The organism is Frankia sp. CcWB3, assembly GCF_977927595.1.
On the sequence record NZ_CDWRCK010000222.1, the window covers coordinates 1 to 7069 of the forward strand.

The 7069-nt window shown below is 70.4% G+C and carries 6 protein-coding genes and 1 pseudogene; 3 read left to right on the plus strand and 4 right to left on the minus strand.

All coding sequences use genetic code 11. The features are described from left to right. From ACY5KJ_RS15685 to ACY5KJ_RS15700, 4 genes are all read right to left on the minus strand, one after another. The coding region (locus ACY5KJ_RS15685; protein WP_462203686.1) for a helix-turn-helix transcriptional regulator at positions 1–307 on the minus strand (307 nt) is incomplete at its 3' end. 257 nt (positions 308–564) lie between these two features. Then, the gene (gene cysE, locus ACY5KJ_RS15690) at positions 565–1299 is read right to left on the minus strand and encodes a serine O-acetyltransferase (protein ID WP_462188836.1); all 735 of its coding nucleotides are present in this window, start codon (positions 1297–1299) and stop codon (positions 565–567) included. 6 nt (positions 1300–1305) lie between these two features. Continuing rightward, positions 1306–2235, minus strand: a complete 930-nt coding sequence (cysK, locus tag ACY5KJ_RS15695; RefSeq protein WP_462203687.1) for a cysteine synthase A — start codon at positions 2233–2235, stop codon at positions 1306–1308. A 227-nt stretch (positions 2236–2462) separates the two neighbouring features. Next, positions 2463–3503 (minus strand): MaoC family dehydratase, encoded by a 1041-nt coding sequence (locus ACY5KJ_RS15700; protein WP_462203688.1) that lies wholly within the window; start codon positions 3501–3503, stop codon positions 2463–2465. A gap of 176 nt (positions 3504–3679) precedes the next feature. Between ACY5KJ_RS15700 and ACY5KJ_RS15705 the strand changes: the two genes are divergently transcribed. The 3 genes and pseudogenes from ACY5KJ_RS15705 to ACY5KJ_RS15715 all read left to right on the plus strand — a co-directional run. After that, positions 3680–4894 (plus strand): MmgE/PrpD family protein, encoded by a 1215-nt coding sequence (locus ACY5KJ_RS15705; protein WP_462203689.1) that lies wholly within the window; start codon positions 3680–3682, stop codon positions 4892–4894. A 107-nt stretch (positions 4895–5001) separates the two neighbouring features. Further along, a complete protein-coding gene (locus ACY5KJ_RS15710; protein ID WP_462188838.1) occupies positions 5002–6177 on the plus strand; it encodes a CaiB/BaiF CoA transferase family protein in 1176 nt (391 codons plus the stop codon). A gap of 41 nt (positions 6178–6218) precedes the next feature. Beyond that, positions 6219–6977 (plus strand): annotated as a pseudogene (locus ACY5KJ_RS15715) (acyl-CoA dehydrogenase family protein); the annotation flags it as partial. Positions 6978–7069: the final 92 nt, after the last annotated feature.

Genomic DNA, 7069 nt, shown 5'->3' on the forward strand with positions numbered 1-7069 from the left:
ACAGATCTAGAAGCGAGAGATGCCCCATGACAATCGCCATCTCACCATCCAGGCCGGTGGACGCCGCGTCCTGATGGGCGAACAGCACATCCGGCGATTCTCTGAACAGATCGCACAGCATCTTCCGGTAGCGGGGGCTCGTCGTGCGTCTTCCCAGCTCCCAGCCGCTGAGCATGCTCGGGGTCACCCCGGACGAACCCGACGATGATCTGGCATCCAGCGCCGCGACGATCTGCTCCTGGGTGGCGTTTATCGCCAGCCGTGCCGCCCGAAGCGGCGATGCCGACCCCCCGAACGACCTCACCATGTGCTTCAACTCCTACGCGGGACGCAGCATCAGACCAGGGCCTCGCCATGATGGCTAATCCATGATAGATCACTACGCTATGTGATCAAACATAGGAACGCTCGATCCCGGTCGCCAGCGATTCTCTCGGTGGCCTGGCGGAATCAAGTGGTCATGGCGACGCATGCTTTGCCGGCAAATCCTGGCTCGACCGGATCCCCAGGGGCACCGGTCGAGCCAGGGGTGTCACCGATCAGGTCGCCGCTGAAGGTCGTTGATCAGATGGAGAAGTCCTCGCCGTACCACACACCGGCCTGGGGCGGGCGGATCGTGGGATGGGCGGCGACCCGCCCGTCGGCGCGGCCGTCGGTGTTCCCGGTGTTCCCGTCGAGCACCGCCTCCAGCTGGTCGACCCGGGTGAGCAGGGACTTCAGGCTGACGCCGACGAGGTCGGGGAGCACGTCGTCCTGACCGGGCAGGGCGGTGGCCGGCCGGGGGCGGCTGGGGGTGATGACCTGGCCGGGGACGCCGACGACCACTGAGCCGGGCGGCACGGGCCGCACGACGACGGCGTTGGCCCCGATGCGGCTGTCCGAGCCGACGGTGATGTTGCCGAGAACCTTGGCACCGGCACCGATGATCACCCGGTCGCCGATGGTGGGGTGCCGCTTGGCCGGTTCCAGGCTGGTGCCGCCGAGGGTAACCCCGTGGTAGATCGTGACGTCGGCACCGACCTCGGCGGTCTCCCCGATGACCACGCCGGTGGCGTGGTCGATGAAGACGCCGGGGCCGAGCGTGGCGGCGGGGTGGATCTCGACCCCGGTGAGCATGCGGGTGAGCGTGGCAACCACGCGCCCGGGCAGCCGCAGGTCACGGGTCCACAGCCAGTGGCTGATCCGGTGGCCCCAGACTGCGTGCACGCCGGGATAGCACAGGGCGATCTCGAGGGTGGAGCGGGCGGCCGGATCCCGCTCCTTCACCGTGCGCAGGTCATGGCGCAGCGTCGAGAGCACAGTCGGTCACCCGAGTCCGGCGAACAGCGGTGTGCTCAGGTATCGCTCGCCGAAGTCCGGAAACACGACGACGACCAGCTTCCCGGCGTTCTCCGGGCGGCGGGCCACCTGCAGCGCCGCCGACACCGCCGCGCCCGAGGAGATGCCCACTAGGAGTCCCTCCTCCCGGGCCAGCCGGCGGGCCAGGTCGAAGGCGTCCTCACCATCGACCTGGATGATCTCGTCGACGAGGCCGGTCTCCAGGACCGGCGGGACGAAGCCGGCACCGATGCCCTGGATCGGGTGCGGTCCCTTCACGCCGCCCGAGAGCACCGGCGACGCCGACGGCTCCACGGCGACGAACCGCGCCTCGGGCCTGCGCTCCTTGATGACCTGGGCGACGCCGGTGATGGTCCCGCCGGTGCCGACCCCGGCGACGAGCACATCGATCTGCCCGTCGGTGTCGCGCCAGATCTCCTCGGCGGTCGTGGCGCGGTGGATCGCCGGGTTGGCCGGGTTCTCGAACTGCTGCGGGATGAGGTACCGCTCGTCGTTCTTCGCGAGTTCCTCCGCCTTCGCGATGGCGCCGGGCATGCCCTCGGCACCGGGGGTGAGCACGAGCTCCGCACCGAGGGCCCGCAGCAGCATCCGCCGCTCGGTGCTCATCGTCTCGGGCATCGTCAGGACGCAGCGGTACCCGCGGGCGGCGCACACCATGGCCAGGGCGATGCCGGTGTTCCCGCTGGTAGGTTCGAGGATGACGGTGTCCGGCCCGATCAGCCCCGCCCGCTCCACGGCGTCGATCAGGGCCACCCCGAGGCGGTCCTTCACGCTGTGCGCCGGGTTGAAGGACTCCAGTTTGGCCACGACCTGGGCTCCCACCCCGTCCGTGACGCGACGCAATCGGACCAGCGGCGTGTTGCCGATCAGTTGCGTGATGTCTTCCGCAATCCTCATCGATGTTCTCCTCTGCCGGGCCCCGTGGTCATCCACTCTGCCAGGCCCGCGCCTTCCCGCCCTTCCTAACGACCTCGACGGGCCTGCTGGTTCGTCCACGGCCGGGAAAGTAGGCCCACAGGTCCCCCCGGGCCAACATCCGGAAGCCCCGGCCCGCAGGGTCGTCGTACCTGTACCGGCGCCTCAGGCCAGGCGCATCGTAGCCATCAGCCCCGGTTCGGCGGGCGTCAAGCCAGAACCACCGCGCACCGCCACAGCAGGACCGACCGCGGCTGTCCGGCCGGCCCTGCCTGGGCCTCGACCTCGACCCGCAACCACGCGAGCCCACCCCCGGCAGCGAGTGCCTGGGTGGACTCCACGGTGACCGTGCTGCTCAGCGAGTCACCCTCGTAGACCGGGCCGGTATGATCGCACCCGTCCCAGCCGGCGACCGTGACGATGTTGGGCAGCGCACGGCAGACCTGGGCCAGCGCCAGGCCGATGGTGTGCCCGCCATACACCAGACGCCGCCCGCCCGCGGCGAGCTCGTCGTGATGCACGGTGGCGATGTTGAGCGTGAGCCGGGCCAGTTCAGGCGCCGAGGACACCACGTCGGCGCCAACCACCCGCCAGCGGCGGCCGACCGCGATATCGGCGAAATGCTCGCCGCCGCGCACCTGCTCGCGGAAGACGTCGAGCCGCCACGGCTCGACCGCGGCCACGAAGTCCGCCGGAGAGGGGTGTACACCGACCTCGTCGAGGTCATCGTGGTGACCGGTGTCCGCGTCAGGGTCGGCCAGGGGCAGCATCGCGCAGCGCCAGAAATCCAGCACCGGTCGCAGCTGCTGATCCACCGTACGGACCCGCAGGACCGCCAGCCCGGTCGGACGGCGCCCCGGCCTGGGCCGGTTCTGCCGCAACCCGACGACCTCCGTGGTGGTGGACAACGTGTCGGCGATCGCCGGGAACCGGCGGAACACGAAACCCCGGTAGAACAGGTTGGCCCGCACGTGCTGCGTCGCCAGCGTCGACTGCCCGATCGCGATATCCCACACCAACGCGGGATGAGCAACCGGCCACCGCCCGGCCACGGCGCGAGCCAAGCCGTCGTCCAGGGGCAGCCGCAGCCGATCGCCCACGATCGCCTGGTGCATCGCCGCGTGCCCGCTGCTCAACGTGACCGACGGCGCGGCGTCGAACACGTGCCCGACCGCCAGGTACTCGAAGTACGGACCCTGCGCCGGGACGAGCGGGCTGGCAGCCCCCGCCGTCGACCTGCCGCCGCCCACCGCTCGGCTCCTCCCTGCCTGTCGCCACTGCCTGTTACCGATCACTATTGGCCATACATTATCTTTCGGGCGGGCAGGTGCGCTGCGGGCACGGGCGACCCAGGCGCGGGCGACCCAGGTGTGAAACACGGGCGATCCAGGTGTGGCCCCGCGCTGGCGAGAGTCGGGAGTTGTGGATGGAATCGACCGCCGAGACGTTGGCCCGGTGGGCGCACGACTATGTGCCGAGTGCCGCGGACCTCGACCTGGCGCAGCGCTCACTGCTCGACACGATGGCTGTCACGCTCGCCGCCCGGCAGGACAATCTGGTGGCACTGTCGGCCGGGTTGCCGGACGCGGCGCGCTGGGCGGCGGTCGGGCACGTCCTGGATTTCGACGACCTGCACCTGGAGTCCACCACCCACATCAGCGTGGTGTGCGTCCCCGCGACGCTGGCCGTCGGCGGGGACGCCCGCGCCTACCTGGCGGGAGCTGGGATGATGGCGCGGCTCGGGGCGGCGCTGGGCTGGTCGCACTATGCCGGCGGCTGGCACGCCACCTGTACGGCCGGGGCGCCGGCCGCCGCCGTGTCCGCGTCGGTGGCGCTGGGCCTGTCGACCGAGCAGATCGCCACGGCGATCGCGCTCTCGGTTCCCGCGGCCGGCGGGGTGCAGCGGGCATTCGGTTCCGCCGGCAAGTCCCTGCAGGTCGGCTTCGCCGCCGACGCGGGAGTTCGGGCGGCGAGGCTGGCCGCCGTCGGCGCTACCGCGGATCCGACCGCGCTGGACGCATGGCTACGACTGGTCGGCGGCGACCCGGACCGCATCGACGTGACCGGCCCGGCGGTGCCCGGCGGGCTGGCGATCAAGATTTTTCCCTGCTGCTACGCGCTGCAACGCCCGATCAGCGCGCTGCGCGAGCACCTGCCTGCCGACGCCGTCGCCTCGGGCATCACCGCGATCGAGGTGAGCACACCCGCGGGCGCAGTACAGCCGCTGATCCACCATCGGCCCCGCACCGGGCTGCAGGGGAAGTTCAGCCTGGAATATGCCATCGCCGCCGCGCTGCTGGACCCTCATCCCGGCTTCGGGAGCTTCACCGACCTCGCCGTGACCCGACTCGAAGCCCAGCGCCTGCTCCAGCTCGTAGCCGTCACCGAGACCCCCGGCGGTGACGGGCTGCTCTCCGGCCGCATCGACATCACGCTCACCCTCAGCGGTGGCGCCCGGTACTCGGTGAGCCAGCGGCTGCCACCCGGGTCGCCCGGGCGGCCACCTTCGGATCAGGACCTGCGCGCCAAGATCGCCGACTGTGGCCCCGACGTTCCCGCGCTGCTGACCGGACTGGACTGGGCGCGTGCCGCGACGCTGCTGGCAGACCACCTGCCTGGCCAAAGGAACGGCCTGACGTGACCGAGCACCACATAACCGAGCACCAGCAGCACCGCCCCGAGTCGGGCGCGACGCCGGGCGCCGCGCCGCGATCCTCCTCGCAGCGATCCCCCTCGCCGCACGTCCCGCTGCCGTTGGCCGGGGTGACCGTGGTCAGCCTGGAGCAGGCCGTCGCGGCCCCGTTCGCCACCCGCCAGCTGGCTGATTTCGGCGCGCGGGTCATCAAGATCGAACGGCCCGACGGCGGCGACTTCGCCCGCCGCTACGACGTGTCGGTGCACGGCCAGTCGAGCTACTTCGTGTGGCTCAACCGCTCCAAGGAATCCCTCACCCTGGACGTGAAGACCACCGAGGGGCGCGCGGTTCTGGAGGAGCTGCTGGCCGAGGCCGACGTGCTGGTGCAGAACCTCGGCCCCGGCGCCGCCGCTCGCCTCGGCCTCGACGCCTCGTCCCTGGCCGACCGGCACCCTCGGGTGATCCCCTGCACGATCTCCGGCTACGGCACCGACGGGCCCTGGGCCGACCGGAAAGCCTACGACCTGCTCGTGCAGTGCGAGACCGGCCTCGTGTCGCTGACCGGTAGCCCGGACCAGATGGCGAAGGCCGGGATCTCGGTCGCCGACATCGCCGCCGGCATGTACGCCTACACCGGCGTCCTCACTGCCCTCTACCGGCGCGCCACCACGGGGGCGGTCTCCGCGGTCGAGGTATCGTTGTTCGAGGCCCTCGCCGAGTGGATGGGTTCACCGGCCTACTACACCCGGTACGGCGGGCGGCAACCGGCACGGGTCGGCGCCCAGCACGCCACCATCGCCCCCTACGGCCCGTTCACCACCGCCGAGGACCAGACGGTGCTGCTGGCCATCCAGAACGAACGCGAATGGCACGCCTTCTGCCGGATCGTGCTCGACGACCCGGCCCTGGCCGAGGACCACCGCTTCGCGACCAACTCCGCGCGCGTCGCCCACCGCGACGCCCTCAACGGCGTGATCGCGGACCGATTCGCCACGCTCGACACCGGCACAGTGCTGGCGTTGCTGGCCAAAGCCGGTATCGCCAACGCCCGGCTGAACTCCGTCGCCCACTTCCTCGACCACCCCGTCTTGACTGGCCGCGACCGGTGGCGCACCGTCGCCACCCCCGGCGGCGACATCGGCGCCCTCCTGCCCCCGGCCACCCTCACCGACCTGGACCCGGCGATGAACCCCGTTCCCGCCCTCGGCGAACACACCGACGCCATCCTGCGCAGCCTGGGCCGCACCGATACCGCCATCGCCGCGCTCCGTGCCGACGGCGTCATCTGACCTCCGCCGACCCCCGGCCCCCCATTCAAAGAGGACCCAGCGTGAGTACCCTGACCGCGGAAGAACAAGCCATCGTCGACACCGTGCGCGACTTCGTCGACCGGGAGGTCCGCCCGATCGCCCGGGACCTGGAACACGCCAACGACTATCCCGAGAAGCTCATCGAGCAGATGAAAAAGCTCGGTATCTTCGGCCTGGCCATTCCGGAACCCTACGGCGAGGTTGCCGTCTCCACCCCCTGCTACGTCCAGGTCACCGAGCAGCTCGCCCGCGGCTGGATGAGCCTGGCCGGCGCGATGGGTGGCCACACCGTCGTCTCCACGCTCATCCTCACCTTCGGCACCGAGCAGCAGAAGCAGCGTTATCTGCCCGCACTGGCCAGCGGTGAGATCCGCGCCACGATGGCGTTGACCGAACCCGGCGGCGGTTCCGATCTGCAGGCCCTCACTACCAGCGCCCGCCGCGCCGGTGAGCACTACGTGGTCAACGGGTCGAAGACGTGGATCACCAACGCCCGCCGCTCCCAGCTGATCGCGCTGCTGTGCAGGACCGATCCGAAAGCCGAGCCCAGGCACAAGGGCATCAGCATCCTGCTGGTCGAACCCGGCGACGGGTTCACCGTGTCCAAAGACCTGCCAAAACTCGGCTACAAGGGCGTCGAAAGCTGTGAACTGTCCTTCGATGACTACCATGCCCCCGTCGATGCGCTGCTCGGCGGCGAGGAAGGCCGCGGATTCGCGCAGATTATGAAGGGCCTGGAGATCGGCCGGATTCAGGTCGCCGCCCGCGCCCTCGGTATCGCGGGTCTTCGAAGTTAACCGGGGTGGGCGTGAAACCCCAGCCAGTTTGGTAACTGTGCGTAATGTTGGCTCGACGTGGCCTGCTGTGACCT

Bases quoted from the DNA above. Each gene is read 5' to 3' on its own strand.
- cysK (WP_462203687.1), bottom strand. From the start codon at position 2,235: ATGAGGATTGCGGAAGACATCACGCAACTGATCGGCAACACGCCGCTG.
- ACY5KJ_RS15705 (WP_462203689.1), top strand. From the start codon at position 3,680: ATGGAATCGACCGCCGAGACGTTGGCCCGGTGGGCGCACGACTATGTG.